The organism is Cupriavidus sp. CER-90, from assembly GCF_057652055.1.
Window position 1 is genome coordinate 738,471 of the sequence record NZ_JBYGYM010000001.1, and the last position, 26,641, is coordinate 765,111.

Genomic DNA, 26,641 nt, shown 5'->3' on the forward strand with positions numbered 1-26,641 from the left:
GCGACGAATGCATGGACATCTCCTATACCTTCATATGATTCCTCGACCAGTCATTCAGGACTAATATCAGCGTCGGGCCATGCTGCCGGCCGTGGGCATGGGCATACCGATAACCAGCGATACGGGCGACAGGATGTACAACACCACCACCAACCGGCTGTTGATGGGCGCGGCAGGCCTGCTGGGCCTGTGTGTCTTCGCGATCGACGCCCTGACGCCGCTCGATTTCGCCATCGCGGTGGTCTATGTGCTCGTCATCCTGCTGGTGGCGCTGACCGGATCGATCCGCGCCACCCGGGTCACCGCTGCCACGGCGCTGGTGCTGACAGTGGTGGCCTTTGCGTTCTCGCAGAACCCGGACCCCGATCACGGCCAACTGGCACGCTTTGTCTTTGCCTTGCTGGCCATTGGCACCACTACGCTGCTGGCGCTGCGCAACCTGGCCGACATGGCGCGGCGGCGCCGTACCGAAGCCGCCCTGGCGCGCAGCGAGGCATTCCTGGCCGAAGCCCAGCGGCTCAGCAAGACCGGCAGTATCGCGCTGCGGCTGCCGGCCAACACGATGACGTGGTCGGACGAGGCGTTCCGTATCCTCGGCTACCCGCAGGGCGAAGCGCCGCATTTCGGCATGGTGCTCACGCGCGTGCATCCGGACGATCTGGCCGAAGTGCAGCGCGTGCATGCGGCCATGCTCGGCGGCATGGACAGCGTGGATCTGCGGCACCGGCTGCTGCTGCCCGGTGGTGCGATCCGTCACGTGCATCTGGTGGCGCGCCGCAGCGCCACGGCCGGTGACCAGCACGAGTACGTGGGCGCCCTGATGGATACCACCGACGCCATCGAGACGCAGCAGGCACTGCATCGGACCATGACCGAACTGGCGCATGTGTCGCGTGTGACCACGCTGGGCCAGCTGGCCGCGTCGATCGCACACGAGGTGACGCAGCCGATGGCCGCCATCGTCACCTGCGGCAGCTCGGCACTGCGCTGGCTGCAGCGCGACGAGCCCGAGATCGCCGAAGCCACCGAATCGATCGAACAGGTGATTCGCGATGCCAGCCGCGCGAACGACATCATCCGGCAGATTCGCGCCATGGCGCAGAAGTCGGAACCCAAGTACGTGGATATCGGCGTCGACCACCTGGTGACGGCTTCGCTGGAACTGGTGCGGCGCGAGTTGCAGGACAACCAGGTATCGGCCGACCTGGACCTGGATGCCGACGGCGTGCAGATTCATGGCGACTGGACGCAACTGCAGCAGGTGCTGGTGAACCTGATGGTGAACGCCGCGCAGGCCATGTCGCACGTGTCCGGCCGGCGCCGGCTCACGCTGGCCAGCCGCGTCATGCCAGACCATGCGGTGCTGCTGGTGGTCAGCGATACGGGTCCGGGCATTCCCGACAAGGACATGGATCGCCTGTTCAACGCGTTCTACACGACCAAGCCGGACGGCATGGGCATGGGGCTGTCCATTTGCCGGAACATCGTGGAATCCCATGGCGGCAGCATCGCGGCGGAATCGTTGCCGGAAGGCGGTGCGAAGATGATGGTACGGCTGCCGCAACGGATGGCCGATGGCGGACAGGCGACCGAGGAAGCGGCCTGATCGCGGTCCCCGGAGCGACTGGGGGCGAATATTGCGTAGCCCTCTGAACCCCGACCGAGCGTAAAAGAACGGCGCCTGGGCGCCACCTCAGACGCCTGCCCAGAGCGCCGTGACCAGCGCCATGCCGCAACTGGCGGCACAGACGCCCAGCCATGCCAGCGCCAGCCTGACACCCCCGACGGCCGCGCTGGCGGCCCGGCCGTCGATCTCGACATTGGCGATCATGCCGGCGCTCAAGCGGGCGTGTTGCCCGGAGGCGCCGATACGCCGGTCAGGTCCTGCCCAACCTGGATGAAGCGGCCCTGGTCGGCCGGCGACACATTGAAGCGCGCGCCCTGCGTGTAGACATCACGCGGCTTGTCAATGTTGTACTGCGGATGCGACTGCGTGGCCGGGTGCTTGCCGGTCTCGGCGGCATTGGCCATGCCGGTACCAAGGGCGCTGACGGCGGCCACGCCGCATGCCACGAGAACGGGGACGATGTGCTTGCGAATCATGATGGACTCCTGGTTGACTTGCGTTGCAGACGGAAAAACCATCCGGCTTCCCGCCGGGGCCCGCGTCGCAAGCCCGTGAATCCATCGTAGGCGGCACCGCCCTGCGGCGCATTCGTACGTGGGTTGCCTCGCGCTAGTCAATTTGTAAAGCACCATCATCCTTTGGTTTGCATGGCGCATCGCCTGACGTGCAAAACCGAAAGCCCCACCGCCAGCGGCAACGCCCGCCACCGTGCCGCCGATTCGCTCGGCCTCGGCGACCGGCAAGTGCGTGACGCTCGCGGCTGCATCGCGCCAGCGCGGTCACCGTATCTCTTTGAGCGTCAACGCATTGCCGCCGCCGTGGCAATGTCTGCGGCTTTTGCGCAACGAAATCTGCACCAGATTCGCGCACGCGGCACGCACCCTGCAAGACCGGAAGCGCCGTCCCCTGGCAGAAAACCTCCGGTTTCCGTCATGTGCATGTCATCGACCCGGCTGTATCCGGCGTCCCGTCGAGCGGTGACGATCCTCGTCACCGCCAGGCGCAATTTTTGTCACCCGATGCGCCAGATAATGACAATTGACATCTATTTGAGCGCCTCACGATAATCGCCGCGGCTACAGGGAATGGGCCGTTTCGCGGCGCAAGGCAGATGTCCGTGCCAAGCCGGGAATAAAAAAATCGAGAACGGAGCCCGGCGCGGCTCGGATAAGAACGAAGGGTCAATACAATGAAGAAAATCGCTCACCATCGTGGGCCGGCACTGCTGCTGGCCGCCGTATTCCTGGCCGCTGCGTGCGGCGGAGGGGGCGGTGACGGCAGTCCGGCACCCGCGCCGACTGTCACGCCATCGCTCTACGAACCGTTGTACGGTGCCGATACGCCGGTCATGGAACAGATCCAGTACCGGGAGCCCGACGGCACGCTGGTCACGATGATGGGCTCGCGCCCGACCGAGCGCCACGCGCGCGAGCGCGGCGAACCCTGGGACGCCCCGGACGCGGGTCCGGGCCGCTACCTGACCTTCCCCACGTTCTACTTCCAGAACCGCACGTTTGGCCTGGAAATCCGCGACCACGTACCCGCCGGCAAGCAGCTAATCGAGGTCTATCTGCGCGTGAACCAGGGCATCTTCGACGGCACCACGTTCAGCCTGTTCCGCAACGTGCTCGATCCCACCGTGCGCGACTATGGCTGGTCGCTGAACTACGGTTTCAACAATCCGAAGGAAGGCGGCCTGCCGATCTGCCGCGAGCGCCAGCCGCGCGAAGACTGCATGATGACCTTCGACTCGAACTGGCGCACCGACCCGCACAGCCCGCTGAAGATTGGCGACAAGGTCGAGCTGGCCCCGGCGCCGCGGCTCAAGCGCGACCCGGTGGTGGACGGCGGCGGCAGCCGCTACTACTCGTTCGAGCAGCTCTACATCGTAGGCGTGGGCATGCGCCCATGGTACGGCATCGCCCCGAACCTCGATTCCGAACCGCTGCCCGACGACGCCCTGCTGGGCGGCCAGGCCAGTCTGTCGTACAACTATTCGGAAGAGCCGATGCGCGTCTTCCAGCAGATGGCCAACAACATCGGCATCACCAATACGCAGCGATTCGTCGAAGGACGCCGGCTGTTCCACACATCGTTCGCCGACGGCACGCACTCCGAACACGATCGCGACAACCCCGTGTTCGCGGCCCATATCGGCCAGCTCGGCGCGCGCTACAACCAGCCGCGCTGCATCGAATGCCACACCAACAACGGCCGCAGCAAGCCGCTGGCGCTTGGCGCGAAGCTGGATACGATGTCGTTCCTGACCGCCAACGGCGACGGCACCGGCCCGGACCCCGTCTACGGCCATAACGTGCAGCAGCACGCGCAGGATGCCAAGGCGGCCGCCTACGACGTCACCGTGCAGTCGTTCGACACCACCGTGCGCACCTTGCCCGATGGCGAGAAGGTGGAACTGGTCAAGCCGGTCTTCGCGTTCAAGGGCCCGGCTCCGGGACGCTACTCGGCGCGCCAGGCCGCGCAGGTGATCGGCATGGGGCTGCTGGAGGCCATTCCCGAGTCCACCATCCTGGGCCTGGCCGATCCCGATGACGCCAACGGCGACGGCATCCGCGGCGTGGCCAACCTCGTGGTGGACCCGCAGACGGGCAAGACCCACGTCGGCCGCTTTGGCTGGAAGGCATCGAAGGGCAGCATCCGCCAGCAGGTGGCCGACGCGCTGATCAAGGACCTCGGCGTGACGTCGCCGATGTTCCCCGACTACGGCTGCCAGCGTGGGGCTGCGAACTGCCATACGGTCACCACGCCGACGTCGATCAGCGAGAACGAACTGCAGCGCATGACGCACTACCTGTCGCTGATCGCCGTGCCGGCCCAGCGCAAGCTGCGCAGCGGCTTCCCCGACGGCGTCCGGGTGTCGCCCGAGCATGATGTGGATCCGGCCCAAATCGCACGCGGCACCGACCTGTTCACGCAGGTGCGCTGCGCGGCCTGCCATACGCCAACGTTGAAGACCGGCGCCACGCATCCATTTGCCGAGCTTCGCGAGCAGACCATCCATCCGTACACCGACCTGCTGCTGCACGACATGGGGCCCGACCTGGCCGACACGCTGTCCGAGGGCCGCGCGTATCCGAGCCAGTGGCGCACGGCGCCGCTGTGGGGCCTTGGCTCGCTGCGCTTCGTGCAGGGTGGCGACGCCAGCGTGCGCCTGCTGCATGACGGCCGCGCCCGCACCATCCCGGAAGCCGTGCTCTGGCATGGCGGCGAGGCCACCGACAGCCGCAAACGCTACGAAGCCCTGCCGAAGGCCGACCGCGACGCGATTACGGCGTTCCTGCAGTCGCTGTAGCGCGCAGACGCCAGCAGCTTCCCTCTCCCGTGGACGGGAGGGGGACGGCACCCAATCCGACCTTGCTTCACACGGAAACTCATATGCTGATGCACACCCTACGCAGCCGTGCCGTGGCGCCGCTGCTCATGGCTTTCGCGCTGGCCGCCTGCGGTGGCGGCGGCGACGGCGGCACCCCGGCGTCCGCGAACGGCGGCTCCGGCGGGTCTGGCGGCTCCAGCGGCTCCGGCGGCCACCTCTCGCCAAGCACGCCGACCGCGCCCACCACGCCGCCGTACGCCACGCCCGGCGTGACCAAGAGCGCCAAGCGCGGCATCGCCTACGACCTGGCCAGCAAGGCCGACCTGGCGGCGCTGGCTCCCGGGGTATCGTGGTGGTACAACTGGTCGCCCCGGCCCAGCGCATCGGCACCCGCCGACCCGCGCGCCGCCTATGGCATGGACTTCGTGCCAATGCTCTGGAACGACTACGCGTTCGATGCCGCCACGGTGGAGACCTGGCTGAAGGACCACCCGGAGGTCAAGTACCTGCTGCTGATGAACGAGCCGAACCTGACGGACCAGGCCAACCTGTCGCCTGCCGCGGCCGCCGCCGCATGGCCGCAGTTCGAGGCCATCGCCGGCCGTACCGGCGTCAAGCTGGTCGGTCCGGCCATCACGTGGGGCACCATGCCGGGCTACAGCGATCCCGTGGTCTGGCTCGACGCGTTCTACAACGCGTATCGCGCCGCCAACGGCAACCGCGATCCCCAGATCGATTACCTGGCCTTCCACTGGTACGACTATGGCCTGGGCGGGCAACTCGACCGCCTGGCCAAGTATGGCAAGCCGTTCTGGGTCACCGAATTCGCCAACTGGCACAGCAATGCCGACGGCGCGCAGGTCGATACGCTGGAAAAACAGAAGACGCAGATGCGCGACATGGTGGCCATCTGCGAGCAGCGCACCGATGTCTTCCGCTACGCATGGTTCACGGGCCGCTGGAACCCCGATCCGCATTTGACCAGCCTGCTGGGCGCCGATGGCGAACTGTCGGAACTGGGCCGCTATTACCTGAGCCTGCCGTTCTGACAACAGGCCCGGATCGGGTTGGACTGCCGCGCCTAGCGGGACAGATGGCGCTCCGATCCATGGGCCAGCGGCGTCACGGCCGGTGCCGTCAGGGTTGGCATCCCCGGCACGCGCGCCGCAGCCACCGCCTCGCGCTCCACGCGGATCTGGTCGATCTCGGCACCCACATCGCCCGCCTCGCTGACGCCCATCGCGAGGACCACGGTGCCCCGCGCCACCGGCACCGGCACCGGCGGCGACATGCCGCTGCATTGCGCCGTGATGCATGGCATGCCGTCGCCGCCCAGCGGCACCCGGGCGATGGTGGTGGCCGCCGAACCCAGTTCGGCAAACGTTGCCGCGCCTTCGCCATTGACCACGAGCTGGCGGGTCACCAGCGCGAACGACACCGCGATCTGCGCCGGTTGCGCCCCGTTGCCCGCGGCCGTCTTCGAAATCGTGTTCGCCGCCCGGATATACAGTGGACGGAAGCGGAAGTAGTCGGTGAACTTGCCGTCCTGCAGCCGTTGTTCGATGGCCAGCACGGCCACCAGCCCGGGGCGCGACGGCGCATCGGCCAGCGCATAGCGTGCGTACACCGCGCAACGGACCCCACGAAATCCGGCCGCCGAAAAGCTTACATCGACAGTGCTGGCGTCGATCGCTTCGCGCTTCAGTTGTTCTGGGCTGCCCTGGTCCTTGTCGGCGTAGAGGTCGGCCACGAGCCGCGTACCGCTGGCCACGAACGCGGTGCCGGCTGCGGTGGCGGCCCGGGCGGACGAAGCCGATGCGTTCGAGGAAGATTTCGACGAGGGCTCGGCGCACTGCGACGAGGCCAGCAGGTCCTTGATTTCGCGGTTTTCGGGCAGGGCCAGCAGGGCCCCCAGATCCTTGTCCGCCGACCAGTCCTTGCCGGCGGCCACCCAGGCCTGCGCCGCGCGCTTCGGTTTGCCACTGAGGTCGTCGGCCTTGAAGGCCAATACCGGCGGCGCTTTCGGTGTCGATGTGCAGCCGGCGGCGAGCATGCAGCCGGCAGCGAGTCCCAAGAAGGTCCTCATGCTGCCCTCCCTTGAAAGAAGCTAGAGGATATGGCCCGCCCGTGCGCGGCGGATACCATCCAGATGACTGAACAGCCAAATGGAGAGTAGTCATCGGGGCGCATCGATGCCAGTGCGTGTCAGGCAGGCGCAACAGTCTGGCGTGGCCCCGCGGTGTCAGTGGTATTTGCCTGCTGCCAGGCGAAACTGCGCCAAAGCCATTACCATGGCCGTTTTCGCCCACACAACGACAAAGCTCATCACGATGACCGTTCTGTCCGACTTTCCGATCACCGGCAAATGGCCGGCACAACATCCCGACCGTCTGCAGCTGTATTCGCTCAATACCCCTAACGGCATCAAGGTATCGCTGATGCTGGAAGAAACCGGGCTGCCCTACGAGCCGCACCTGGTGCGCTTCGACAAGCACGACCAGACCTCGCCCGAATTCCTGTCGCTGAACCCCAACAACAAGATCCCCGCCATCATCGACCCCAACGGCCCCGGCGGCCAGCCGCTGGCGCTGTGGGAATCGGGCGCGATCCTGGTGTACCTGGCCGACAAGACCGGCAAGTTCATGCCGGCCGACCCCGCGCTGCGCTACGAGACCCTGCAGTGGGTCATGTGGCAGATGGGCGGCATCGGGCCGATGTTTGGCCAGGTGGGCTTCTTCCACAAGTTCGCGGGCAAGGACTACGAGGACAAGCGTCCGCGCGACCGCTATGTGGCCGAATCGAAGCGCCTGCTGAACGTACTGAACGACCGCCTCAAGGGCCGCCAGTGGATCATGGGCGATGACTACTCCGTTGCCGACATCGCCACGTTCCCGTGGGTGCGCAATCTGCTGGGTTTCTACGAGGCAGGCGACCTGGTGGGCATCCAGGACTTTCCGGAAGTGTCGCGGGTGCTGGCGGCCTTTGTGGCGCGGCCGGCCGTGCAGCGCGCGGTCGATATTCCGAAGCGGCCGGACTGACGCGGGCGGCATCGGGCCGCCCCCCGGGATCAGCCCGCGAACCCCAGCAAGACGCTGATGGCCGCGGCTTCCTCGCGCACCGCGCGGCCGATTGGTCCGTCGATCGACGGATCGAAGCCGCCGGTGGCGCCCAGCGCGGTCAGCACCGCGCAAACGCGGCCCGTGGCATCGCGCACCGGCGCCGCCACCGCGCTGATACCTTTGAGGTTGGTATCGCGCACCGCCGCGCAGCCTTGCGCCCGCACGGGGTCGCGCAACGCCCCCAGCGGGTTCTTCGCATCCAGGTCGGCGCGCTGCGCCGGCGTCAGCGCATCGAGTTCCGCGCGCGCCAGCGCCTGCACGTTCGAATCGTCGAGCATGCCCAGGAACACGCGGCCCGTGGCCGACCACAGCAGCGGCATCACCGACCCCACCCGCACGTTCACCGTCACCGGCAGGCCCGGCTCCTCCATCCGTACGATGGTGGGCCCCTTGTTGCCCATCACCGCGATAAAGCACGTCACTTCCAGCCGCTCGCGCAGCCGCACCAGCGAGGCTTCGGACAGCCGGATCGGGTCGGCCTGCCGCATCGCGGCCAGCCCGATCTGTAGCGCCTCGATGCCCAGGTGGTACTGCTGGGTGTTGGCTTCCTGTGCGACGAATCCTTCCTCCATCAGGCTCACCAGGTAGCGGTGCACCTTGGCCGGGCTTTCGCCGATCTGCCCCGCGATGGCCGTCAGGCTGGCGCGCCCGCCCAGGCGGGCCAGCGTCTTGAGCACGGCCATGCCGGTTTCGGCCGCCTGCACGCGCTGGCGGCGTTCGCGCGGACGGGGGCTGGGATCCGGAGTGCGTTCGGTAGCGGAAGTCATGGCGCCCGAGGTTAACCCTCATTCATTGATTACGCAATGCGTATATGATTTACGCAAAACAGGCCCACCACTATCCGGCCAAATACCGAGGAGACAACCCCATGCCCCGATTCCACCCCATCGCGCTGCTTGCGCTGTCCTTTGCAGTGGTCACCGGCGCACATGCCGCCGATGCCTGGCCTGCCAAGCCGATCCGGTGGATCGTGCCCTACCCGGCCGGCGGCGGATCGGATTTCCTGGCCCGGACCATCGGACAGGGGCTGTCCGCGCGCGTCAGCCAGCCGGTGGTGGTGGACAACAAGCCGGGCGGCAATACCGCGATTGGCGCTTCGGAGACGGCCCGCTCGGCGCCCGACGGCTACACGGTGCTGTCGGCCGACAACGGCACGCTGGTGTTCAATCCGGCGCTGTACAAGACGCTTTCGTACAACCCCACGCGCGACCTGGCGCCCGTGACGCTGCTGGGCCGCTTTCCGATGATCCTGGTGGTCGGCCCCGGCACTCAGGCCAAGACCGCGCAGGACTTCATCGCCCAGGTCAAGGCGACGCCGGGCGGCGTGAACTACGGATCGGCCGGCGCCGGCAGCCCGCACCATCTGGCGATGGAGCTGCTCAAAACCGAAGCCCACCTGACCATGACCCACGCGCCGTATCGCGGCGCGGCGCCGGCCCTGTCCGACGTGGCCGCCGGCCAGATTCCCGCGATGATGGTCGACTACGCCGCCGGTGCGGGCTTCATCAAGGGCGGGAAGGTGCGCCCGCTGGCGGTGGCCAACGCCACGCGCCTGCCCCAGTTGCCCGACGTGCCAACCTTCGCCGAACTCGGCTACAAGAACGTGGAAGCCGCCGCGCTGGTGGGCATGGTGGTGCCGGCCGCCACCCCGCCCGAGGTCATCAACACGCTGAACCGGCAAGTCGTGGCGTCCGTGAAAGACCCCGCCATCCACAAGAAGCTGGTCGACTTCGGCGTGGAGCCCGTGGGCAACACCCCGGCCCAGTTTGCCGACCTGTTGCGCAGCGAGACCGCGCGCTGGACCCGGCTGATCCAGGACCTGAAGATTTCGCTCGACTGACGCACCATCGCCCGTAGCTGGAGTTCCGCATGACGCAGTCCACCCCACCCGCGCACGGCGCGGGTTGCCCGATCGACCACACCGCGCTGCGCGCCGCCGGCGCGTCCCCTGTTCTGGCGCCGAACGGCTGCCCGGTCAGCCACAACGCCGCGGCGTTCGATCCGTTCGAGGACGGCTACCAGCAGGACCCGCCCGACTACGTGCGCTGGTCGCGCGAGCAGGAGCCCGTGTTCTACAGCCCCAAACTGGGCTACTGGGTGGTGACCCGCTTCGACGACATCAAGGCGATCTTCCGCGACCACCTCACGTTCAGCCCGGCCATCGCGCTGGAGAAGATCACGCCCACCGGCGACGAAGCCAATGCCGTGCTGGCGTCGTATGGCTATGCGATGAACCGGACACTGGTCAACGAGGACGAACCGGCCCACATGCCGCGCCGCCGCGCGCTGATGGAGCCGTTCACCCCGGCGGAGCTGGTGCACCATGAACCGCTGGTGCGCCGGCTGGCGCGCGAATACGTCGACCGCTTCATCGACGACGGCCGCGCCGATCTGGTGGACCAGATGCTCTGGGAGGTGCCGCTGACCGTCGCCCTGCACTTCCTCGGCGTGCCCGAGGAAGACATGGACTTGCTGCGCCAGTATTCGATCGCCCACACGGTGAACACCTGGGGCCGGCCGAAGCCCGAGGAACAGGTGGCCGTTGCCCATGCCGTGGGCAACTTCTGGCAACTGGCGGGCCGCATCCTCGACAAGATGCGTGCAGACCCGTCGGGGGCGGGCTGGATGCAGTACGGCATCCGCAAGCAGCAGGAACTGCCCGAGGTCGTCACCGATTCGTACCTGCACTCGATGATGATGGCCGGCATCGTGGCCGCGCATGAGACCACGGCCAATGCATCGGCCAACGCGATCAAGCTGCTGCTGCAGCACCCCGACGTCTGGCGCGAGATCTGCGAAGACCCGGCGCTGATTCCCAATGCCGTCGAGGAATGCCTGCGGCACAACGGCTCGGTGGCCGCCTGGCGGCGGGTGGTGACGCGGGACACCGAGGTGGGCGGCATCCCGCTGGCGGCCGGCAGCAAGCTGCTGATCGTGACATCGTCGGCCAACCATGACGAGCGGCATTTTTCCGATGCCGACCTGTTCGACATCCACCGCGACAACGCCAGCGACCAGCTCACCTTCGGGTACGGTGCGCACCAGTGCATGGGCAAGAATCTGGCACGCATGGAGATGCAGATCTTCCTCGAAGAACTGACCAGCCGCCTGCCGCACCTGCGGCTGGCCGACCAGCATTTCACGTACGTGCCCAACACGTCGTTCCGCGGCCCCGAGCACCTGTGGGTGGAATGGGACCCCGCGCAGAATCCGGAACGCACCGACCCCGCCGTGCTGGCACCCCGCGACGCGGTGCGCATCGGCGAGCCCACCGGCAATATCGGCCGCACGCTGGTGGTCGAGGCGGTCGAGCCGGCTGCGCAGGACGTGCTGCGAATTCGCCTGGCGTCGCAGGACGGGCGTCCCCTGCCGCGCTGGACGCCCGGCGCGCATATCGACGTCGAATGCGGCCACACCGGCATCTCGCGCCAGTATTCGCTGTGCGGCGACCCGGCCAATGCCAATGTGTTCGAGATCGCCGTGCTGCGCGAGACGGAAAGCCGTGGCGGCTCCGCCTGGATCCACGCCAATCTGCGCGTCGGCGACAAGCTCAAGGTACGCGGCCCGCGCAACCACTTCCGGCTCGACGAAAGCTGCCGCAAGGCCATCTTCGTGGCCGGCGGCATCGGCGTGACGCCGGTCAGCGCCATGGCGCGCCGCGCGCGCGAACTCGGCATCGACTACGTATTCCACTACTGCGGCCGGTCGCGCCAGGCCATGGCTCTGCTCGATGAACTGGCCGCGCTGCACGGCGACCGCCTGCAGGTCCATGCGGCCGATGAAGGCCACCGTGCCGACTTTCCCCGACTGCTCGCGCGCCCGGACGCCAGCACGCAGATCTATGCCTGCGGCCCGGCGCGGATGATCGAGGCACTGGAAACCTGCTGCGCCAACTGGCCCGAGGACACGCTGCGCGTCGAACACTTCAGCTCCACACTCGGCACGCTGGACCCATCGAAAGAACAGGCGTTCACCGTCGAGCTCAAGGATTCGGGCCTGACGCTCGACGTCCCGGCCGACCAGACCCTGCTCACCGCGCTGCGCCGCGCCAATATCGACGTGCAGAGCGACTGCGAGGAAGGCCTGTGCGGATCGTGCGAGGTACGCGTGCTGGATGGCGACATCGACCACCGCGACGTCGTGCTCACCCGCACCGAGCGCGACGCGAACAACCGCATGATGTCGTGCTGCTCGCGTGCCGCGCGCGGCGGGAAGATCGTACTGGCGCTATGACCAGCCCAGCCATCCCTTGATGGTCTGCCGCATCACACCGGCCGAAATGCTACCTCGGCATCGGCGTGGAAGACGGCGCCCGGGCGACGCAGAACAGGCTCATCGCCGCCTGCGGTGTGCCCGGCCGGATGCCTGACAGGCACTGCGCCATGCGAATCTTCCATGGCGACGGGCCGATCTGCCCGTCAAATACTTCGGCCCCCACCATGTGATTGTGCGGAAGCACCCTCACCTGCCATCCGCGTGGCTCCAGCACGCCGCGCATAAAGGTCTCGGTCACACCATCGCCGGGGCGGTGATGCAGCTCGGTCGCCAACGCCCAGTACTGTTCGTTATCGGCGGCCGCGTGACCGCCGCGCTTGAGCCAGCGGTAGACCGGCACGCGCAGCCGCCACATCAGCATGGCCAGGCCGCGGAAGTTCCACGCGGTGAACTGGGGATCATGGTCGGTGATCAGCATCCCGCCCGGCTTGACCAGCCGCGCGGCTTCGACGAGCACGGCGGCCATGTCGTCGCAGTGGTGCAGCGACCCGTTGATGGCCACGATGTCGGCAATGCCCGTGGCCAGCGGCATGTCGTGCGCATCGGCTTGCAGCGGGACATAGCCAACGCCGGCCGCGCGCTGCAGGCTGCCCTCCGCGACGTCCACGCCAATGGCCACGCGCGGCGCGCCGCCCAGCGTGGCCAGCACGTTGCCGGGGCCGCAACCCACGTCCACCAGTACCTTGCCGTCGAGCGGTCCCGTCGCGGCATGCCAGCGTTCGCGCCATTGCGGATAGCGATGGACATTGGCCAGCCAGTCGTCCATCCATCTTGGATGACTGAAGTAGTGTGCATTGGCGAGCATGCCGCGCGTATACCGGATCGGCGCCCGGGGAAGCCAGCCATCCTGCACGCAAGCCCCCGCCTTCAGATAGGGCCGGAGGCGTTGCAGGTAGTCATGGCCACGACCATCCCGTGCTTCGGGATGCCGCCGTGGCGTGGCCATCGGCGAGCCGGCCGCCGTCACCGGTTCCCGCCCGGCTGCCGCAAGCGTATCGGACTGCTCCATGTCTCCCCCACCAAGGCAAAAAAAGAACATTCCCGGCGTCGCGCTGCTGCGCAATCGTCGGCGGAAAATTCCGGGTATGGGACTGGGTCGGCCAGTGCGCTACGGCACAGCCGTTGACACATTTCGGAAAAGTTAAGCAGTCATGCCGCAATGCAGCACTGTCCGAAAAGCCGCCATTTGTGCACAGTTGGTGCGGTAGCCCACATAACGCGGGTCAGCGCCGGAACCAGAGGATGGAAAGCGCACATGCCGCCACCAGCAGAAGGCCGGCGACCGCCGCGAACAGCGCGCCGACCTCGGTCTCCCTGCGCTCCAGCGCAAAACGTGCGCTGAGCTGGCGGTACACGCGGCTCAAGTCGGCCGCAGAGCCGGCCTGGAAGTATTCGCCGCCGGTGATATTGGCGACGGCGCGCAAGGAGGGCTCGTCCAGCTGCATGAAGTAGGACAGCACCGGCTCGCCGGCGACGCCGCCCTGCGCCGATCCAAAGCCCACGGTGTACACGCGTACGCCCCGCTGGGCGGCCATGCGCGCCGCGTCGAGCGGGTCCGGGCCGGTGGTACGGCGGCCGTCGCTGAGCAGGATGACCGCGCCGTGCCGGTACGAGCCCGGCTGCACCGGTGGCCGCTCCTTCGCCCGCTTGCGCGCGGCGTCTGCCGCGGCGGCTTCGTCAAGTGACGGGGCGGGCCTGCCCAGCAATGGTGCGCCGTCGTTGAACAGGACGGCTTCGAGGTCGATGCCATCATTGGGAAACAATACGGCCAGGGCCTGTATCAGGCCGCTGCCGGTGGCCGTGCCGCGCTGCAGCTGGAAGCGGTCGAGCGCGTCGAGCATGTCCTGGCGGTTATCGGTCGGGGCCAGCACTTCCGCGGCGGTGGCGGCGAACGAGACAATGCCCAGCCGCACACTCGACGGCAGCCCCACCACCAGGTCACGCGCGGCCTGCTGGGCGGCGGCGATGCGCGTGGGCGCCACGTCGGTGGCCTCCATGCTGCGCGAGACATCCATCGCCAGCACCAGCGTGATGGTGTCGGAAGGCAGCGTGATGGTGGCGCTGGGCCGCGCGCAGGCCAGCAAGGCGGCGCCGAGTGCCAGCAGGAACAGAACGGGGGGAATGTGGCGCCGCAGGCGTTGGCCGGGCCCCAGCGCGGCGCGCGGCAATGCAAGGCTGGCATAAAGCAGGGCTGCCTTCTTGCGCCGTGCGATCAGATACACGTAGGCGGCTGCCAGCAGTGGGAGCAAAAGCAGCAGCCAGAGCATTTGCGGCCAGAGAAACTGCATGCCCTGCTCCTTGGCGCGTGAGTAAGAGGATGGTACTGTATTTTTTAAGGCGCGACGGAACCGGGGGCTGCGATGAAACGGGTGACGATCTACGGGTTGGTTTCAGTGGCCGTCGCCCTGGTATTTGCCGCAGGCGCATCGGTTTCGTGGCTGGCTCAGCCGCCGCCGCGCAAGCTCACGCAGGCCGACATCGACGCCGCCGTGCTGCACACGCTGCAGACCAAGACGCTGCCATCCCAGGCCGCCCGGGCCGCCGAATCCATCCGCGAATCGGTGGTCGAGATCCGCAGCTACGCGCCCGACAAGGCACCCGATCCGCCGCCCGCCGCCAAGGCAAAGCGCGATCCGCCCGACGCCAGATCAAAAGCCGCCCAGAAGGCCGCGCCGAAGGCGGCCCCCAACGCCAGCCCGCAGCGCGATGAGGCCGCCGCGACCGATCCCCCCCGGCGCAGCGAGCAGCCCGAAGCCCGGTCGGAAGCCCGCCACATCGGGTCCGGCGTGGTCGTCACCGAAACCGGCACGATCATCACGAACTACCACGTGGTGGCCGACGCCAGCCGGCTGGAGGTCACCTTCCACAACGGCCAGACATCGGAAGCCTCGCTGCTGCAGGCGATGCCCGAGAAGGACCTGGCCATCGTGCAGCCGAAATCGATCCCCGACGACCTGCCGGCTGCCACGCTCGGGTCCAGCCAGAACCTGGCGCCGGGCATGGAGGTGGTGGCCGTGGGCTTTCCGTTCGGCATCGGCCCGTCGGTGTCCGCCGGCGTGATCTCCGGGCTTGACCGGCAGTTCGTGTCGCCGGACCGCAAGCAGAAGCTGGACAAGCTCATCCAGTTCGATGCGGCGGCCAATCCCGGCAATTCGGGGGGGCCGCTGGTGAACATGAATGGCGAGGTGGTGGGCATCGTCACCGCCATCCTCAACCCCAACCCGAGCGGCACCTTTCTCGGTATCGGCTTTGCCATCACGATCGAAAGTGCCGGCATGGCCCTTGGATCATCTCCCTTCTAGACGCGGAGGCCCATGAACGACCCAGCCCGCGGCGCCATCGACAGCGCCAACCTGATGGAACGCCTGCTGTACGAGGTGAAGCGCGTGGTGGTGGGACAGGACCACTTCCTGGAACGGGTGCTGGTGGCCATGCTGGCCGGCGGGCACCTGCTCGTGGAAGGCGTGCCCGGCCTGGCCAAGACGCTGACGGTCAACACGCTGGCACGGACCATGAGCGGATCGTTCAAGCGCATCCAGTTCACACCCGACCTGCTGCCCGCCGACCTGATCGGCACCCGCATGTACAACCAGGGCACCGGCGAGTTCTCCACGGTGCGCGGGCCGGTCTTCGCCCACCTGCTGCTAGCCGACGAAATCAACCGCGCGCCGGCCAAGGTGCAGAGCGCACTGCTGGAAGTGATGCAGGAGAAACAGGTGACCATTGCCGGCGAATCGCATCCGGTGCCGGCACCGTTCCTGGTCATGGCCACGCAGAACCCGATCGAGACCGAGGGCACCTACCCGCTGCCCGAAGCCCAGGTGGACCGCTTCATGATGAAGGTGCTGGTGGGCTATCCCACCGAGGAAGAAGAGGTCGTGATCGTCAACCGCGTGACCGGCCCGCGCATCGGCGTGAACGCGATTGCCACGCCCGAGCACCTGGCCGGACTGCAGGATGAGTGCCGCAAGGTGTACGTGGACCCGGGCCTGATCCAGTACGCGGTGCGCGTGGTGGCCGCCACACGCAAACCCGCCAGCCATGGCCTCGACGATCTGGAGCGTTATGTGTCGTTCGGGGCCAGCCCGCGCGCCACGATCGGCCTCATCGAAGGGGCGCGCGCGCTGGCGTACCTGCGCGGCCGCGACTATGCCCTGCCCGAGGACGTGACCGACCTGGTGCCCGACGTGCTGCGCCATCGCATCGTGCTGTCGTACGAGGCGATCTCCGATGCGGTGACGGCCGACCAGCTGATTGCCCGCATCCTGAAGGCGCTGCCGGTGCCGGAACGGCCCATGGAATCCCATGTTCGGGCGGCTGCGCGCTAGGCGGCGCCAAAGCGGCCCGACAGGCGTCGTCGCCGGAGACGGCGTGGCGCGCGTGGGCGCCAGCCAGACCGACGCGCTGCTGCGCCGGCTGGAATGGACCGTGGTCCGGCGGCTCGACGGCCTGCTGCAGGGCGACTACCGCACGCTGTTTCGCGGCTTCGGGCTCGATCTGGCGGACCTGCGCGAGTACCACCCCGGCGACGATGTGCGCCATATCGACTGGAACGTCACGGCCCGGCTGCAGACGCCGCATGTGCGCGAGTACCAGGAGGATCGCGAGGTGGCGGCGTGGTTTCTGCTGGACCTCAGTGCATCGGTCGATTTCGGCTCCGGCACGGTGCGCAAGCGCGACCTGCTGGCCGATTTTTCCACCGTCATGGCGCTGCTGCTGACCCGCTACGGCAATCGCGTTGGCACCGTGCTGTACGGCGGCGCGGCCGATGCCTCGGCCGCGGTGGTGCCGGCGCGCGCCGGCCGCCGCCACCTGATGCATCTGCTGCACCGCATGCACGCCACGCCAGCCGCATCGCCGGGCGACACCCGCCTGCGCGACCTGCTGGAGCGTGCCCGCGCCGTCGCGAAGCGCCGCTCGGTGATGTTTGTCGTCTCGGACTTCATCAGCGCGCCCGGCTGGCAGGCATCGTTGGCGATGCTGGCGCGGCGCCACGAAGTGGTAGCCGTGCGGCTGGTCGATCCGCTGGAGCAGGCACTGCCCGACCTGGGCGTGGTAGTGATGCAGGACGCCGAAACCGGCGAGCAGATGGTGGTGGACACCCACGACAAGGGCTTTCGCAAGCGTTTCGCGGCGATCGCCGAGGCCCGCGAGGCCGAACTGCGCCTGGGCTTCACCCGTGCCGGCGTGGACTGCCTGACCCTGTCCACCGACACCCGCCTGGACCTGGCACTGCTGCAGTTCGCGCGCCAGCGCAGCCGCCGGCTTGGCGCCGTGCGCGACGCCATCAGGGGCATCGCATGATCGATGCGCTGAACCGGATGCCGGTGCTGAGCTTTCTGTGGCCCGCCATGCTGTGGCTGCTGGCGCTGGTGCTGCTGCTGGGCGCGGGCTACCTGTGGCTCGATGCTCGCCGGCGCCACGCTGCCGCGCAATACCCGGCCTTGCGCGTCGCCGGCATGGCAGGCGCGGCCCACACCGCCGGCAAGGCTCCGGCGAACTGGCGCCGCCATGTGGCCCCCGTGTTCGCGCTGCTGGCGCTGACCGCACTGGTAGTGGCCATCGCCCGCCCTCAGGCGGTGACGGTCTTGCCGTCACGGATCGAGACGGTCGTGCTGGTGATCGACCTGTCGGGCAGCATGCGCGCGCAGGACGTCAAGCCCAGCCGCCTGCGCGCCGCGCAGGGCGCGGCCAAGGTGCTGCTCGATGCGCAGCCGTCCGGCGTCAGTACGGGCGTGGTGGCGATGGCGGGCACCGCGGCCGTGGCGCAGGCGCCCAGCCGCCGCAAGGACGACGTGGCCGCCGCCATCGACAAGCTGCAGCCACAGGGCGGCACGGCGCTGGGCAACGGGCTGCTGATTGCGCTGACCACGCTGATGCCGCAACTGACGGAAGACGCGGCGCGGCTGATGAACGAGGACGGACCCGTTCCGAAATCGGGGCCGGTCGATACGGACGAGCCGGTCGCGCCGGGCTCCTACGCGGCCGGTGCGATCGTGCTGTTCTCCGACGGCGAGAGCAATGCCGGCCCGGCCGCACTGCAGGCCGCCCAGCTGGCTGCCGCCCACGGCGTGCGCATCTACACGGTGGGCGTGGGCACCGTCGAAGGCGTGGTGCTCAAGGCCGACGGCATGTCGGCCCGGGTCAAGCTCGACGAACAGGTGCTGAAGCAGGTGGCCGACGCCACCGGTGCCGAGTACTTCCGGCTGGAAGACGCGTCGCGGCTCAAAACCGTGTACCGCGCCATCAACGCCCGGCTGGCCCATGGCAAGCGCGACCAGATCGAGGTCACCGCGTTCTTTGCCGCGCTGGGCGCCTTGCTCGCAACCTGCGCGGGGCTGCTGTCGCTATGGTGGTTCGGGCGCGTGCTGTAGCGTCAGGCCGCCGCCGGCCCGCTAGCGCGGCTGCAGTACCAGCAGTGTGGATGTGCCATGCGCCAGCACGCGCCCCGAGGTATCGGTCACGCGGCAGTCCGCGGTGATGATCTGGCGGCCCTGCGTGATGACCCGCCCTTCGGCACGCACGCGCCCGGTATCGGGCTTGATGGCGCGCGAGAAATTGCCCCGGGTTTCCACGGTGGTGTAGCCGGTGCCCGCGGGTAGTACGGAATTGGCCGCGCACCCGGTGGCGCTGTCGATCAGCGTCAGCGCCCAGCCGCCATGCACGGTGCCCATCGGATTGAGAAGATGCGCGCCCGGATCGCCCTCGAACGCGGCAAACCCGTCGCCCACTTCGACCAGCCAGAAACCCAGCGCCTGGCCAATCGGCGGCTGCGGCAGCCGGCCTTCGACAATGGCCTCCAGCACGGCCTTGCCCGTCATGCCCGCAATGTCGGCGGGGTTCGCCACGCCATAGTGATAGTCGGTCACGCACGTCTCCGTATTTTTTGTGGGGGGATCAGGATGCTTGCAGCGTAGCGGGCAAGCTTATCCCAATATCCCGGCAGCTGCCGGCGGAGGACGTCCGGACCCGGCGTGGCGTCAGGCCGCCATCACGCCGCGGTGACGCAGTCCTGTCCGGCCGGGACGGCGGGCTCGGGGGGGTCGTCGGGCCGCATGCTGGAGGCCAGCACGAACTGGTCGCGGCCGCGCTGCTTGGCCATGTAGAGCGCACGGTCGGCTTCGGCGAACAGGCTGCGCCACAGGCCGTCGCGGCTCGACGGTCCGCCATGCAGCTGTGCCACGCCGATGCTGACGCTGGCATGGCCGCAGCCGGGGCCGTCGCCATCGGGCAACGCAATCGCCCTGACCTTGCGCAGGATACGGTTGGCCAGCGCCGTGGCCTGATGCTCGTCGGTATGCGGGCAGAGGATGCAGAATTCCTCGCCGCCGTAGCGCGCGGCAATGTCCGACGCGCGCCGCGAGTTGTCCAGCGCGGCGGCGATATCGCGCAGCACCTGGTCGCCGGCGTGGTGGCCGTGCCGGTCGTTGACACGCTTGAAATGGTCGACGTCGATTACCAGGCACGACAGCGGGTCGCCCTCGCGCTGCCAGCGCGCCACCAAACCCATCGCGGTCATGTCCAGCGCGCCGCGGTTGAGCAGGCCGGTCAGCGCATCGAGGCGCGCGCCGCTTTCATTACGGGCGATGATCTGTTCCATCGCCATCAGGCTGAAGCCGAACAGGCCCAGCAGCACGGCCACCAGCGGCGCCAGCGGCCAGATCGACGCACTGGTCTGCAGGAAGAACGGCGTGATGGCCAGTCCCTTGAACGCGGCGCCGTAGCTGAGCGCCGCCACCTGCGAGCCAAGCAGCACAAGGTGCGATGCCAGCACCAGCGGCCCGCCGATGCTGGTGCGGCCGCGGCGGCTGCGCAACAGCGTGACGATGGTACTGAACGAGATCATGGCCAGCATGCCGTACGCCACGCCGTGCAGCAGCACGCGGCCGTCCGACAGGCCGGACATCAGCACCAGCAGCACCAGCGTGATCAGGCCGACGATGCGCAACGGTAGCGCACGGTCCGCCAGTCCGTAATAGACACGCACGCCGCGATAGATGGTCAGCCGGCCAATCAGATAGGCCCCGGCGCCCAGCGCCGATAGCTGCAGCGATTCGCCGGCGACGCTGGCGGCCACGACCAGGCCGGCGCCCGATGCCACCACATGCCCGACCGCCCAAAGACGCCCTGCCTCGCTGGCGCGCAGCGCGAGAACCAGCCCCGCGGCCATGACCAGCGTGCTGGAAAACACCACCATCATGACGACCAGAATCGTCTGCTGAGCCAGGTGCACGGGAATCCGTTTCCTCTTAAAGCTACCGGGGGCGGCTGCCGTTATGCACGTTAACCCTTGCTGGGTGACCGGACGTGAAGAACAGCGAATGGGAACGCCGCGCAGGGACAGCAAAAGAAGCGGCGAAAGCACGCATCATAGCCCGCTCACCGGCCCGGGCGCACCCCCGGCAAGCCGGGTACCCGTCGCATTTTTGCAATGGTTTGCCCCCTGCGGATCGCCGCTGGGCGGAATGCTCAGTCGTCCTGCGGCGGGGTGGTCGTCAACGATCCGGCGCTGGCCGGCCTGACCTCCGGGAACGTGCCGCCCAGTGCCTGCGTCAACGCGCGGGCGGCATCCAGCACCTGGTCGCGGAAGGTCTCGCTGAAGCGCGGCGTCGGGCAGGTGAGGGTCAGCGCCCCCTTCAGTTCGCCACCGGGGCCGAACACCGGCGAGGACACGCCGGCGATATCGGGGCTGCGGTCGCCCACCATGGCGATCACGCCTTCGTCGCGAATCCGCTGGTAGATCTCGCCACGCGCCCCGGCAAAGGCCCGCAGCACGCGCCCGCCCGCGCCGCGGTTACGCGGCAGCAGGTCGCCGGCGCGGATATGGTCGCGCACCGGCTGCGGCGAATCGACGCGATACAGGCACAGCCGGTGCTCGCCCTGCTCGACGTGGAACGCGGCCGATTCCCGGGTCACGCGCACCAGCTCGCGCAGGGCCGGCATCACCACCCCCTCCAGCGAGAACGACGCCGCGTAGACCGCGTTGAGCCGTGCCACTTCGGAACCCAGCGCATAGCGGCCGTCGGGCAGCCGCTGGATCAGCCGTGCATGTTCCAGCGAAGCCAGCAGCCGCAGCAGCGTGCTCTTGTACAGGCCGCTGCGCTGCGCCAATTCGGCCAGGCCCAGCGACGTGTCGCCCTCGCGGAAGACCGACAGCACGAAGAGCGCCCGATCGACGGCAATCGCACCGCCATCGGCGGCGTTCTTGTCGGCTTCGGACAGCTGGGCGGCTTTGCGTGGCATGGGCAGGCAGGACACATTGGAACGGGCGTCCACCGTATAGAACGGCCCGGCTGTTGTCAATGCAACCACACGGCCGCGTCAATGCCCGGCGCGATGGCCGCAATGCCGGTATGATGGCGCCTTCCGGGTTTTCCCTAGGTCGTCGTACCAGGCGATCCGCAGCCCGGCCCACCCGCGCCTCCTGAATCACCCATGTCCGCCCCGAGTAATCCATCGATCACGCCACCGCATGGCGAATCCGCTGCTGGCGATGTGACCCGCCGCATTCTTGCCGTCGTGTTCTTCAACTTCATCGCCTATCTGGCAGTTGGCCTGCCGATCGCCGTGGTGCCGGGCTTCGTCCACGGCGACCTGGGCTACAGCGCCGTCCTGGCTGGGCTGGCGGTGAGCATCCAGTACCTGGCCACGCTGATGAGCCGCCCCTGGGCCGGCACGCTGTGCGACACGCAAGGCCCGCAACGCTCGGTGCTGACTGGCCTGGCGCTGGTCACGGGCAGCGGCGTGCTGACTCTGGTGGCTTCGCTGTTCGCCGGAAGCGACTGGCTGGGGCTGGCCTGGCTGCTGGCGGGACGCCTGATGCTGGGCGCGGGCGAAAGCCTGGTCACCACGGGCACCATCGCCTGGGGCATCGGGAGCGCCGGCGCGCGGCATACCGCCAAGGTGATCTCGTGGAACGGCATCACCACGTATGGCGCGCTGGCCGTGGGCGCGCCGGCAGGCGTGGTGCTGGCCAAATGGGGCGGCCTGGGCACGATTGGCGTGGTCACCACGCTGATTGCCGGCGCGTCGCTGCTGCTGGCGCGACGCCGCCCGCCGGTGCCGGTGCTCAAGGGCGACCGCCTGCCGTTCCGCCGCGTCTTCCGCGCCATGACGCCTTTCGGCCTGTGCCTGGCGCTGGGCTCGGTTGGCTTTGGCGTGATCACGGCGTTCATCACGCTTTACTACAACAGCAAGGGCTGGGACCACGCCGCGCTGGCGCTGACCGCGCTGGGCACCTGCTTCGTGCTGACGCGCCTGGTGATGGCCGACGCCATCGCGCGGTTCGGCGGCTATGCCGTGGCGCTGGTGTCGTTTGCCGTGGAAGCCGCGGGCCTGGGCATCATCTGGATGGCCCACGCGCCCTGGCAGGCGCTGGCGGGCGCGGCCGTGGTGGGCTTCGGCTTTTCGCTGGTGTTCCCAGCGCTGGGCATGGAAGCGGTCAAACGCGTGCCGGCCACCAATCGTGGCTCGGCGCTGGGCGCCTATGCGCTGTTCCTCGATTTCGCGCTGGGCCTGACCGGCCCGGTGGCCGGCTGGATCGCCGCGCAGGGCAACTACCCGGGCGTCTACCTGTTTGCCGCGCTGAGCGCCGTGCTGGCGCTGGTGCTGAGCCAGTTGCTGGCCGCGCGGTATCGCGGCCAGCTCGCCCCGGCCACCTGATTACAGACGTTCGCAGCAATACGCTTCGGTGCTGTAGGGAAACGACACCTGGTCGCGGCCCTGCAGCGCCGGATCGCCGTCGATCACCGCATGCAGGCGCGCACGCACGGCGTCCTGCTCCGGCTGCGGCAGCGACGCGATAAAGCTGACCGACATCACGCGGTCGACGATCACCTGCTCTGGCGCGCCGGTATGCGTATAGGGAAAGCGCGTCAGGCCAAGCGGCCCGAAGCCATCGGCCGGGAAGACCTTCTTCCAGTCGCCCTTGTAGAAGCGCGGCGCATCGCCCTCGTAGGGCGTCATGATTTCGGTCAGCCTGGCCACCCAGCCCACCGATTCGTCGCGCACATTCCAGATCAGCCCCAGCCTGCCGCCCGGCTTCAGCACACGGCCGATTTCGCGCATGGCGGCGGCATTGGCAAACCAGTGAAAGGCCTGCGCGCAGACCACGGCGTCCACGCTGGCGTCGGGCAGCGGCATCGATTCCGCGCTGCCCTGCACGGCGCGCACCGCCGGCAACTTGCCCGAAAGCTGGGCCCGCATGGCATCGACCGGTTCCACGGCAATGACGCTGGCGCCGGTGGGCAGCAGCAGGCGCGTGAACTTGCCCGTGCCGGCGCCCAGGTCGACCACGGTCTTGCCGGGCGCCAGGCCCAGCGTGTCGCGCAGCCAGGTGGTGAGTTCGGCGGGATAATCGGGACGCCCGCGGGCGTAGGTATCGGCCTGGGACGAGAAGCCCTGGGCGGCGGCATGATGGATTGTCGTCATGACCCCGCACGATACGCCGGCGGCGTGACATCGACAAGTCGCACCGCCGCGGGCGGCTCGGCTTCTTTCAGTGCTGCAGGCCCCAGCGGCGTACCGTCAGGCGTTCCAGCGTGGTGAAGACCAGCCCTTCCACCGCCAGCCCGATCAGGATCACCGTGGCCAGCCCGGCGAAGACGCGGTCGGTGTAAAGCTCGTTGCGGTTCTGGAAGATGTACCAGCCCAGTCCGCCCTTGCCCGACGATGCGCCAAACACCAGTTCGGCCGCGATCAGCGTGCGCCAGGCAAACGCCCAGCCGATCTTGAGGCCCGACAGGATGGCCGGCAGCGCCGCCGGCACGAGGATCAGCACCACATAGCGCAGGCCGCGCAGCCCATAGTTGCGGCCGGCCATGCGCAGCGTTTCGGGCACGCCGCGAAACCCCGCGTAGGTATTCAGCGCCAGCGGCCACAGCACCGAATGAATCAGCACGAACACCAGGCTGCCGGTACCCAGCCCGAACCACAGCAGCGCCAGCGGCAGCAACGCGATGGCCGGCAGCGGGTTGAACATGGCCGTCAGCGTATCGAGCAGATCGCGCCCGATGCGCGTCGACACCGCCACGGTGGTCAGCGCAAACGCCAGCACGATGCCCGCCGCGTAGCCCTGCAACAGGATCGACAGCGACACCACGGCCTTGCCCGGCAGCTCGCCGCTGGCGATGGCCGCCACGAACGCGCGCGCGGTGGCCAGGAAGGTCGGCAGCAACAGGTCGTTGTCCTGCACGCGGGCGATGGCTTCCCAGGCAACGGCCAGCACCAGCAGGATCAAGGCCTTGCGCAGCCAGCCCTGCTGCCACAGCTGCCGGTACCACGGCAGCGCACGGGACAGCGGCACGGCCGTGAAGGGTTCGAGTTCGCGCTCGTATTCGGGGCGCAGGGTGGGGAGGATCGTCGACATGATCTGGCAGTGGGAGCGTTCAGTGCGTGGCGGCGTGGCGGGCGCGGCCCGAAGCGGAATCGGCCCCGGCCGGCGTGTCGAACAGCATCGCGTGGATGCGCTGGGCAGCCTGCTGGAATTCCGCGCTGCCCTGGCTGGCCAGCGAAAACTGGTGGCTGTTCAGTTCGGCACGAACGCGGCCCGGATGCGGCGACAGCAGCAGGATGCGGCTGCCCACCACCAGCGCCTCTTCGATCGAATGGGTCACGAACAGCAGCGTGAACGCGGCCTCGTCCCACAGCGCCAGCAGTTCTTCCTGCATGCGCCGGCGCGTCAGCGCGTCCAGCGCGGCGAACGGTTCGTCCATCAGCAGCACCTTGGGCCGCGTGGCCAGCGCACGGGCAATCGCCACGCGCTGCTTCATGCCGCCGGACAGCGTGTGCGGATAGGCATCGGCAAAGGCCGCCAGGCCAACCTTGTCCAGGAAATGCATGGCCACGTCGCTGGCCTCGGCCTTCGACAGGCCGCGCGCCTGGCGCAGCGGGAACATCACGTTCTGCCTGACAGTCTTCCACGGCGGCAACTGGTCGAACTCCTGGAACACGACGATACGGTCCGGGCCCGGTGCCTGCACACGCTGCCCTTCGAGCCGGATCTCGCCCTCGGCGGGCGGCACGAAGCCGGCCACGGCCTTGAGCAGCGTCGACTTGCCGCAACCGGACGGCCCCAGCAGCACGAAGCGGTCCGACGCATGCACGTCGAAGCTCACGCGGTGCGTGGCACGCACCACGCGCGTCGGCGTGCGGTATTCGAGCGACACGCCATCCACCTGCAGCAGCGGCTGCGGATGGGGCACCACGCGCAGGTGCGGGTTGCCGTGATTGCCGTGGTTGCCGTGATATCCGTCTGCCATGTCAGCTCCCCTGCGCGGTGGCCGGGTCCTGGAAGAAATAGTCCTGCCAGGACGCCGGGCGGTTCTTGATGGCGCCCACGCGGTGCATGAAATCGGCAAGCGGATAGGTGTTCTGCGGCGTCACCTTGAACTGCACCTGCGGGTTCTTGAGGATCTTCACCAGCAGCGCGCGGTCGATCTTCGCCTTGTTCACCCGGATGTAGAGGTCGGCGGCCGCCTCGGGGTTCTTCGTCGCAAACGCGGCGGCCTCGCCCAGCGCATCGACAAACGCGCGATAGGTCTTGGGGTTCTCGTTGCGGAATTTCTCGGTGGCGTACAGCACCGTGGCCGAACTGGGGCCGCCAAGCACGTCGTACGAGCTCAGCACGATGCGCGCGTTCGGGTTGCCGGCCAGTTCCTGCTCCTGGAACGGCGGATTGCCGAAGTGGCCCGTGATCTCGGTGCCGCCCGCAATGATCGCGGCGGCGGCATCGGGGTGCGGCACGGCCACGGTCCATTTGTCGAGGCGGTTGAACTCCTTGTCGCCCCACTGCTTGGCGGCGGCCAGTTGCAGCACGCGCGACTGCACCGATACGGTCACCGCCGGCAGCGCGATGCGGTCCTTGTCCGAGAAGTCCGCAATCGACTTCACCTTGGGATTGTTCGAAACCAGGTAGTACGGGAAGTTGCCCAGCGACGCCACGCCTTTGACGTTCTGGCGGCCGTGCGTGCGGTCCCACAGCGTCAGCAGCGGGCCCACGCCGGCACCGGCGATGTCGATGGCGCCCGACAGCAGCGCGTCGTTCACGGCCGATCCGCCCGACAGCTGCGTCCATTCCACCTTGACGTCGACACCCTGCTGCTTGCCGTGCTTTTCGATCAGCTGCTGGTCACGCGCCACGTTCAGCAGCAGGTAGACCACGCCGAACTGCTCGGCAATGCGGATCTTGCCCTCCGCGTGCGCGGTGCCGGTCAATGCCAGGCCGGCGGTCAGGACGGCCAGCGCGGCACGCCGGGCGAAGGGGGTGGCGAACGAAAATACTGACAT

General features: G+C 68.1%; 24 protein-coding genes. 11 read left to right on the plus strand and 13 right to left on the minus strand.

Features of this window, described 5'->3' with window-relative positions; genetic code table 11:
• The first annotated feature begins 79 nt into the window (after nt 1-79).
• On the plus strand, nt 80-1,606 hold the full coding sequence (locus AC24R4_RS03285) for a sensor histidine kinase (RefSeq protein WP_487522217.1): 1,527 nt from the start codon (nt 80-82) through the stop codon (nt 1,604-1,606).
• Nucleotides 1,607-1,693: 87 nt separating this feature from the next.
• Here the strand turns inward: AC24R4_RS03285 and AC24R4_RS03290 are convergent, their stop codons facing one another.
• Nucleotides 1,694-1,831, minus strand: a complete 138-nt coding sequence (locus AC24R4_RS03290) for a hypothetical protein (protein ID WP_487522218.1) — start codon at nt 1,829-1,831, stop codon at nt 1,694-1,696.
• An 8-nt stretch (nt 1,832-1,839) separates the two neighbouring features.
• Nucleotides 1,840-2,103, minus strand: a complete 264-nt coding sequence (locus tag AC24R4_RS03295) for a hypothetical protein (protein WP_487522219.1) — start codon at nt 2,101-2,103, stop codon at nt 1,840-1,842.
• Nucleotides 2,104-2,816: 713 nt separating this feature from the next.
• On the opposite strand from AC24R4_RS03295, the gene AC24R4_RS03300 reads away from it, so the two are divergent.
• A complete protein-coding gene (locus AC24R4_RS03300) occupies nt 2,817-4,940 on the plus strand; it encodes a di-heme oxidoreductase family protein (RefSeq protein ID WP_487522220.1) in 2,124 nt (707 codons plus the stop codon).
• Nucleotides 4,941-5,023: 83 nt separating this feature from the next.
• Nucleotides 5,024-6,010 (plus strand): glycosyl hydrolase, encoded by a 987-nt coding sequence (locus tag AC24R4_RS03305; RefSeq protein WP_487522221.1) that lies wholly within the window; start codon nt 5,024-5,026, stop codon nt 6,008-6,010.
• 32 nt (nt 6,011-6,042) lie between these two features.
• On the opposite strand, the gene AC24R4_RS03310 is transcribed toward AC24R4_RS03305, so the two are convergent.
• Complete coding sequence (locus tag AC24R4_RS03310) at nt 6,043-7,047, minus strand: hypothetical protein (RefSeq protein ID WP_487522222.1); 1,005 nt, start codon at nt 7,045-7,047, stop codon at nt 6,043-6,045.
• A 244-nt stretch (nt 7,048-7,291) separates the two neighbouring features.
• Here AC24R4_RS03310 and AC24R4_RS03315 point away from each other — a divergent pair, with 244 nt between their 5' ends.
• On the plus strand, nt 7,292-7,999 hold the full coding sequence (locus tag AC24R4_RS03315; protein ID WP_400395124.1) for a glutathione S-transferase N-terminal domain-containing protein: 708 nt from the start codon (nt 7,292-7,294) through the stop codon (nt 7,997-7,999).
• Between the two features lie 29 nt (nt 8,000-8,028).
• On the opposite strand, the gene AC24R4_RS03320 is transcribed toward AC24R4_RS03315, so the two are convergent.
• The gene (locus AC24R4_RS03320) at nt 8,029-8,847 is read right to left on the minus strand and encodes an IclR family transcriptional regulator (RefSeq protein ID WP_400395122.1); all 819 of its coding nucleotides are present in this window, start codon (nt 8,845-8,847) and stop codon (nt 8,029-8,031) included.
• Nucleotides 8,848-8,948: 101 nt separating this feature from the next.
• On the opposite strand from AC24R4_RS03320, the gene AC24R4_RS03325 reads away from it, so the two are divergent.
• Together AC24R4_RS03325 and AC24R4_RS03330 are read left to right on the plus strand one after the other, a co-directional pair.
• Nucleotides 8,949-9,920, plus strand: coding sequence for a Bug family tripartite tricarboxylate transporter substrate binding protein (locus AC24R4_RS03325; RefSeq protein ID WP_400395120.1), 972 nt, complete (start codon nt 8,949-8,951; stop codon nt 9,918-9,920).
• Nucleotides 9,921-9,949: 29 nt separating this feature from the next.
• The gene (locus AC24R4_RS03330; RefSeq protein ID WP_400395118.1) at nt 9,950-12,313 is read left to right on the plus strand and encodes a cytochrome P450/oxidoreductase; all 2,364 of its coding nucleotides are present in this window, start codon (nt 9,950-9,952) and stop codon (nt 12,311-12,313) included.
• Nucleotides 12,314-12,362: 49 nt separating this feature from the next.
• Here the strand turns inward: AC24R4_RS03330 and AC24R4_RS03335 are convergent, their stop codons facing one another.
• Nucleotides 12,363-13,364 carry a class I SAM-dependent methyltransferase gene (locus tag AC24R4_RS03335; RefSeq protein WP_487522224.1) on the minus strand — a complete coding sequence of 334 codons (1,002 nt, stop codon included), beginning with the start codon at nt 13,362-13,364 and terminating at the stop codon, nt 12,363-12,365.
• 214 nt (nt 13,365-13,578) lie between these two features.
• On the minus strand, nt 13,579-14,643 hold the full coding sequence (locus tag AC24R4_RS03340; protein WP_487522225.1) for a VWA domain-containing protein: 1,065 nt from the start codon (nt 14,641-14,643) through the stop codon (nt 13,579-13,581).
• 72 nt (nt 14,644-14,715) lie between these two features.
• Here AC24R4_RS03340 and AC24R4_RS03345 point away from each other — a divergent pair, with 72 nt between their 5' ends.
• From AC24R4_RS03345 to AC24R4_RS03360, 4 genes are read left to right on the plus strand one after another with little or no spacing between them, the layout of a single operon-like run.
• The gene (locus tag AC24R4_RS03345; RefSeq protein WP_487522226.1) at nt 14,716-15,657 is read left to right on the plus strand and encodes a S1C family serine protease; all 942 of its coding nucleotides are present in this window, start codon (nt 14,716-14,718) and stop codon (nt 15,655-15,657) included.
• Nucleotides 15,658-15,669: 12 nt separating this feature from the next.
• Nucleotides 15,670-16,683, plus strand: coding sequence for an AAA family ATPase (locus AC24R4_RS03350; RefSeq protein ID WP_487522227.1), 1,014 nt, complete (start codon nt 15,670-15,672; stop codon nt 16,681-16,683).
• Nucleotides 16,661-17,659 carry a DUF58 domain-containing protein gene (locus AC24R4_RS03355; RefSeq protein WP_487522228.1) on the plus strand — a complete coding sequence of 333 codons (999 nt, stop codon included), beginning with the start codon at nt 16,661-16,663 and terminating at the stop codon, nt 17,657-17,659. Before AC24R4_RS03350 ends, AC24R4_RS03355 begins: the two co-directional genes overlap by 23 nt.
• Nucleotides 17,656-18,729: a VWA domain-containing protein gene (locus AC24R4_RS03360; protein WP_487522229.1), complete on the plus strand. Its 1,074-nt coding sequence runs from the start codon at nt 17,656-17,658 to the stop codon at nt 18,727-18,729. The genes AC24R4_RS03355 and AC24R4_RS03360 overlap by 4 nt, the downstream gene beginning before the upstream one ends.
• A gap of 21 nt (nt 18,730-18,750) precedes the next feature.
• On the opposite strand, the gene AC24R4_RS03365 is transcribed toward AC24R4_RS03360, so the two are convergent.
• The 3 genes from AC24R4_RS03365 to AC24R4_RS03375 form a co-directional block, all read right to left on the minus strand.
• On the minus strand, nt 18,751-19,224 hold the full coding sequence (locus tag AC24R4_RS03365) for a PaaI family thioesterase (protein WP_092598502.1): 474 nt from the start codon (nt 19,222-19,224) through the stop codon (nt 18,751-18,753).
• A 122-nt stretch (nt 19,225-19,346) separates the two neighbouring features.
• Entirely contained in the window at nt 19,347-20,588 is a 1,242-nt protein-coding gene (locus AC24R4_RS03370; RefSeq protein WP_487522230.1) for a GGDEF domain-containing protein, read from the minus strand.
• A gap of 236 nt (nt 20,589-20,824) precedes the next feature.
• Nucleotides 20,825-21,598: an IclR family transcriptional regulator gene (locus tag AC24R4_RS03375; RefSeq protein ID WP_487522231.1), complete on the minus strand. Its 774-nt coding sequence runs from the start codon at nt 21,596-21,598 to the stop codon at nt 20,825-20,827.
• Between the two features lie 192 nt (nt 21,599-21,790).
• On the opposite strand from AC24R4_RS03375, the gene AC24R4_RS03380 reads away from it, so the two are divergent.
• On the plus strand, nt 21,791-23,017 hold the full coding sequence (locus AC24R4_RS03380) for an MFS transporter (protein WP_400394452.1): 1,227 nt from the start codon (nt 21,791-21,793) through the stop codon (nt 23,015-23,017).
• On the opposite strand, the gene AC24R4_RS03385 is transcribed toward AC24R4_RS03380, so the two are convergent.
• The 4 genes from AC24R4_RS03385 to AC24R4_RS03400 all read right to left on the minus strand — a co-directional run bounded on the left by AC24R4_RS03385 (nt 23,018) and on the right by AC24R4_RS03400 (nt 26,641).
• Nucleotides 23,018-23,785 carry a class I SAM-dependent methyltransferase gene (locus AC24R4_RS03385; RefSeq protein ID WP_400394453.1) on the minus strand — a complete coding sequence of 256 codons (768 nt, stop codon included), beginning with the start codon at nt 23,783-23,785 and terminating at the stop codon, nt 23,018-23,020.
• Between the two features lie 67 nt (nt 23,786-23,852).
• On the minus strand, nt 23,853-24,722 hold the full coding sequence (locus AC24R4_RS03390) for an ABC transporter permease (RefSeq protein ID WP_400394455.1): 870 nt from the start codon (nt 24,720-24,722) through the stop codon (nt 23,853-23,855).
• A 19-nt stretch (nt 24,723-24,741) separates the two neighbouring features.
• A complete protein-coding gene (locus AC24R4_RS03395) occupies nt 24,742-25,614 on the minus strand; it encodes an ABC transporter ATP-binding protein (RefSeq protein ID WP_400394457.1) in 873 nt (290 codons plus the stop codon).
• A 1-nt stretch (nt 25,615) separates the two neighbouring features.
• Nucleotides 25,616-26,641, minus strand: coding sequence for an ABC transporter substrate-binding protein (locus tag AC24R4_RS03400; RefSeq protein WP_400394458.1), 1,026 nt, complete (start codon nt 26,639-26,641; stop codon nt 25,616-25,618).

What these genes read in the sequence shown, in the direction of transcription:
- AC24R4_RS03360 (WP_487522229.1), top strand. Translation starts at nt 17,656, where the DNA reads ATGATCGATGCGCTGAACCGGATGCCGGTGCTGAGCTTTCTGTGGCCC.
- AC24R4_RS03390 (WP_400394455.1), bottom strand. Translation starts at nt 24,722, where the DNA reads ATGTCGACGATCCTCCCCACCCTGCGCCCCGAATACGAGCGCGAACTC.
- AC24R4_RS03310 (WP_487522222.1), bottom strand. Translation starts at nt 7,047, where the DNA reads ATGAGGACCTTCTTGGGACTCGCTGCCGGCTGCATGCTCGCCGCCGGC.
- AC24R4_RS03385 (WP_400394453.1), bottom strand. Translation starts at nt 23,785, where the DNA reads ATGACGACAATCCATCATGCCGCCGCCCAGGGCTTCTCGTCCCAGGCC.
- AC24R4_RS03330 (WP_400395118.1), top strand. Translation starts at nt 9,950, where the DNA reads ATGACGCAGTCCACCCCACCCGCGCACGGCGCGGGTTGCCCGATCGAC.
- AC24R4_RS03340 (WP_487522225.1), bottom strand. Translation starts at nt 14,643, where the DNA reads ATGCAGTTTCTCTGGCCGCAAATGCTCTGGCTGCTGCTTTTGCTCCCA.
- AC24R4_RS03315 (WP_400395124.1), top strand. Translation starts at nt 7,292, where the DNA reads ATGACCGTTCTGTCCGACTTTCCGATCACCGGCAAATGGCCGGCACAA.
- AC24R4_RS03380 (WP_400394452.1), top strand. Translation starts at nt 21,791, where the DNA reads ATGTCCGCCCCGAGTAATCCATCGATCACGCCACCGCATGGCGAATCC.
- AC24R4_RS03400 (WP_400394458.1), bottom strand. Translation starts at nt 26,641, where the DNA reads ATGTCAGTATTTTCGTTCGCCACCCCCTTCGCCCGGCGTGCCGCGCTG.
- AC24R4_RS03320 (WP_400395122.1), bottom strand. Translation starts at nt 8,847, where the DNA reads ATGACTTCCGCTACCGAACGCACTCCGGATCCCAGCCCCCGTCCGCGC.
- AC24R4_RS03345 (WP_487522226.1), top strand. Translation starts at nt 14,716, where the DNA reads ATGAAACGGGTGACGATCTACGGGTTGGTTTCAGTGGCCGTCGCCCTG.
- AC24R4_RS03375 (WP_487522231.1), bottom strand. Translation starts at nt 21,598, where the DNA reads ATGCCACGCAAAGCCGCCCAGCTGTCCGAAGCCGACAAGAACGCCGCC.
- AC24R4_RS03295 (WP_487522219.1), bottom strand. Translation starts at nt 2,103, where the DNA reads ATGATTCGCAAGCACATCGTCCCCGTTCTCGTGGCATGCGGCGTGGCC.
- AC24R4_RS03335 (WP_487522224.1), bottom strand. Translation starts at nt 13,364, where the DNA reads ATGGAGCAGTCCGATACGCTTGCGGCAGCCGGGCGGGAACCGGTGACG.
- AC24R4_RS03300 (WP_487522220.1), top strand. Translation starts at nt 2,817, where the DNA reads ATGAAGAAAATCGCTCACCATCGTGGGCCGGCACTGCTGCTGGCCGCC.
- AC24R4_RS03395 (WP_400394457.1), bottom strand. Translation starts at nt 25,614, where the DNA reads ATGGCAGACGGATATCACGGCAACCACGGCAATCACGGCAACCCGCAC.
- AC24R4_RS03325 (WP_400395120.1), top strand. Translation starts at nt 8,949, where the DNA reads ATGCCCCGATTCCACCCCATCGCGCTGCTTGCGCTGTCCTTTGCAGTG.
- AC24R4_RS03350 (WP_487522227.1), top strand. Translation starts at nt 15,670, where the DNA reads ATGAACGACCCAGCCCGCGGCGCCATCGACAGCGCCAACCTGATGGAA.
- AC24R4_RS03305 (WP_487522221.1), top strand. Translation starts at nt 5,024, where the DNA reads ATGCTGATGCACACCCTACGCAGCCGTGCCGTGGCGCCGCTGCTCATG.
- AC24R4_RS03355 (WP_487522228.1), top strand. Translation starts at nt 16,661, where the DNA reads ATGTTCGGGCGGCTGCGCGCTAGGCGGCGCCAAAGCGGCCCGACAGGC.
- AC24R4_RS03285 (WP_487522217.1), top strand. Translation starts at nt 80, where the DNA reads ATGCTGCCGGCCGTGGGCATGGGCATACCGATAACCAGCGATACGGGC.
- AC24R4_RS03290 (WP_487522218.1), bottom strand. Translation starts at nt 1,831, where the DNA reads ATGATCGCCAATGTCGAGATCGACGGCCGGGCCGCCAGCGCGGCCGTC.